Raw genomic sequence first — 3646 nt, 5'->3', positions numbered from 1 at the left:
TCGGCAACGGCTGCGGATCCTCTAGTACAGCCACTTTCGGGTGGTGGGAACGAGTCCGTGGTGCGGCTGGGGACGGATGTAAGCACCCTGTTGGGTCCTGAAGGAACAACCCGTGTGGTTGTTGTTTCAGAGCCTTGAGATGCCTCCTGTGGACTGTGTCCGAGGGGGCGGAAGGCGCCAGGCATGGCCTGGTCTCGCATACCGCCGGCGGTTGTCGGGTTGTTGGTGTGGGGCTGTGGGTTGTGGGTTGGTTGTTTGTTGAGAATTGCACAGTGGACGCGAGCATCTTTGTGGTCAAGTTGTCAAGGGCGAACGGTGGATGCCTTGGCACCAGGAGCCGATGAAGGACGTGGGAGGCCGCGATAGGCCTGGGGGAGCTGTCAACCAAGCTGTGATCCCAGGGTGTCCGAATGGGGGAACCCGGCATCAGTCATGTGATGTCACCCGCACCTGAACACATAGGGTGTGTGGGGGGAACGCGGGGAAGTGAAACATCTCAGTACCCGTAGGAAGAGAAAACAAATAGTGATTCCGTGAGTAGTGGCGAGCGAAAGCGGATTGAGGCTAAACCGGCGGCGTGTGATACCTGTCAGGGGTTGCGTGGTCGGGGTTGTGGGACCCTGCTCAACAGACTGACATCTGTTGGAGAAGTTACAAAGCCAGTGGTTAGTCGAACAGTCTGGAATGGCTGACCGTAGACGGTGATAGTCCGGTAGGTGAAAGCTGCTGGTCTTCTGTGGGTGTTCCCGAGTAGCGGCGGACTCCTGAAATCTGCCGTGAATCTGCCAGGACCACCTGGTAAGCCTAAATACTTCCTGGTGACCGATAGCGGACGAGTACCGTGAGGGAATGGTGAAAAGTACCCCGGGAGGGGAGTGAAATAGTACCTGAAACCGTTCGCCTACAATCCGTCGGAGCCTTGCGGGGTGACGGCGTGCCTTTTGAAGAATGAGCCTGCGAGTTAGTGGCATGTGGCGAGGTTAACCCGTGTGGGGGAGCCGTAGCGAAAGCGAGTCTGAATAGGGCGTTTTTAGTCGCATGCTCTAGACCCGAAGCGGAGTGATCTAGCCATGGGCAGGCTGAAGCGCGGGTAAGACCGCGTGGAGGGCCGAACCCACCAACGTTGAAAAGTTGGGGGATGACCTGTGGTTAGGGGTGAAAGGCCAATCAAACTCCGTGATAGCTGGTTCTCCCCGAAATGCATTTAGGTGCAGCGTCGCGTGTTTCTTGCCGGAGGTAGAGCACTGGATGGTCTAGGGGGCCCACAAGCTTACCGAAATCAGCCAAACTCCGAATGCCGGTAAGTGAGAGCGCGGCAGTGAGACTGCGGGGGATAAGCTTCGTAGTCGAGAGGGAAACAGCCCAGATCACCAGCTAAGGCCCCTAAGCGTGTGCTAAGTGGAAAAGGATGTGGGGTCGCATAGACAACCAGGAGGTTGGCTTAGAAGCAGCCACCCTTTAAAGAGTGCGTAATAGCTCACTGGTCAAGTGGTTCCGCGCCGACAATGTAGCGGGGCTCAAGCACACCGCCGAAGCTGTGGCATTCACATTTTAACTTCGTGCCTCCTTGATGGGGTATGCAGGTGTGTGGATGGGTAGGGGAGCGTCGTGCCGGGGGTGAAGCAGCGGGGTGACCCAGTTGTGGACGCGGCACGAGTGAGAATGCAGGCATGAGTAGCGAAAGAAGGGTGAGAAACCCTTCCGCCGGATGACCAAGGGTTCCAGGGCCAGGCTAATCCGCCCTGGGTGAGTCGGGACCTAAGGCGAGGCCGAGAGGCGTAGTCGATGGACAACGGGTTGATATTCCCGTACCCGCGAAAGAGCGACCCTGACGAACCTCGTTGTGCTAACCACCCAAACCATCCAAGGTCTTCGGACTGCGGGTGGGGAGCGTGGGAACCTGGCGGGTAGTAGTCAAGCGATGGGGTGACGCAGGAAGGTAGCTGAGCCCGGCCGGTGGTTGTGCCGGGGTAAGCGTGTAGGCCGGCGTGTAGGCAAATCCGCACGCCACATAGGCTGAGACGTGATGCCGAGCCGATTCAGGTGAAGTCAGTGATCCTATGCTGCCGAGAAAAGCCTCTAGCGAGTTCTTAGCGGCCCGTACCCCAAACCGACACAGGTGGTCAGGTAGAGAATACCGAGGCGATCGGGCGAACTGTGGTTAAGGAACTCGGCAAATTGCCCCCGTAACTTAGGGAGAAGGGGGGCCGGAGACGTGAAGCCCCGCGCGGGTGGAGCGTTGTATGGCCGCAGAGAGCAGGGGGAAGCGACTGTTTACTAAAAACACAGGTCCATGCGAAGAAGTAATTCGATGTATATGGACTGACGCCTGCCCGGTGCTGGAACGTTAAGGGGACCTGTTAGCTCTTCGGGGCGAAGCGGAGAACTTAAGCGCCAGTAAACGGCGGTGGTAACTATAACCATCCTAAGGTAGCGAAATTCCTTGTCGGGTAAGTTCCGACCTGCACGAATGGCGTAACGACTTCCCCACTGTCTCAACCACAGGCCCGGCGAAATTGCATTACGAGTAAAGATGCTCGTTACGCGCGGCAGGACGGAAAGACCCCGGGACCTTTACTATAGCTTGACATTGGTATCTGAATTAGCTTGTGTAGGATAGGTGGGAGCCGGTGAAGTCCATACGCCAGTATGGGTGGAGGCAATCTTGAAATACCACTCTGGTTGATTTGGGTATCTAACTTCGGACCGTTATCCGGTTCAGGGACAGTGTCTGGTGGGTAGTTTAACTGGGGCGGTTGCCTCCTAAAGGGTAACGGAGGCGCCCAAAGGTTCCCTCAGCCTGGTTGGCAATCAGGTGTTGAGTGCAAGTGCACAAGGGAGCTTGACTGTGAGACTGACAGGTCGAGCAGGGACGAAAGTCGGGACTAGTGATCCGGCACTGGCATGTGGAAGCGGTGTCGCTCAACGGATAAAAGGTACCCCGGGGATAACAGGCTGATCTTCCCCAAGAGTCCATATCGACGGGATGGTTTGGCACCTCGATGTCGGCTCGTCGCATCCTGGGGCTGTAGCAGGTCCCAAGGGTTGGGCTGTTCGCCCATTAAAGCGGTACGCGAGCTGGGTTTAGAACGTCGTGAGACAGTTCGGTCCCTATCCGCCGTGCGCGTAGGATACTTGAGAAGGGCTGTCCCTAGTACGAGAGGACCGGGACGGACGAACCTCTGGTGTGCCAGTTGTCCCGCCAGGGGCACGGCTGGTTAGCTACGTTCGGAAGGGATAACCGCTGAAAGCATCTAAGCGGGAAGCTCGCTTCAAGATGAGGTATCCCACCCACATTGTGGGGTAAGGCCCCCAGCTAGACGACTGGGTTGATAGGCCGGAAATGTAAGCCCGGTAACGGGTTCAGTTGACCGGTACTAATAGGCCGAGGACTTGACTACTAAGCTGCTACGCGTCCACTGTGCAACTCTGAACAAACACCACCCGCGTGTTGTGGGGTTGGTTGACATGTTCATAGAGTTACGGCGGTCATGGCGGAGGGGAAACGCCCGGTCACATTCCGAACCCGGAAGCTAAGCCCTCCAGCGCCGATGGTACTGCACTCGGGAGGGTGTGGGAGAGTAGGACACCGCCGGACAATCTTTCAATTCAGGGCCACCCCGCACGGGGTGGCCCTGAATTGCGT

At 57.3% G+C, this 3646-nt stretch carries 2 rRNA genes; both read left to right on the top strand.

The annotated features are described in order from the left end of the window. Positions 1-292 precede the first annotated feature (292 nt). Positions 293-3401 (top strand): 23S ribosomal RNA (locus AB0D28_RS29820). 80 nt (positions 3402-3481) lie between these two features. Then, a 5S ribosomal RNA gene (gene rrf / locus AB0D28_RS29815) occupies positions 3482-3598 on the top strand. The last annotated feature ends 48 nt before the right edge of the window (positions 3599-3646 follow it).

Source organism: Micromonospora sp. NPDC048169 (assembly GCF_040652815.1).
GTDB lineage: Bacteria > Actinomycetota > Actinomycetes > Mycobacteriales > Micromonosporaceae > Micromonospora.
This window is presented reverse-complemented; position numbering and strand designations above follow the sequence as displayed.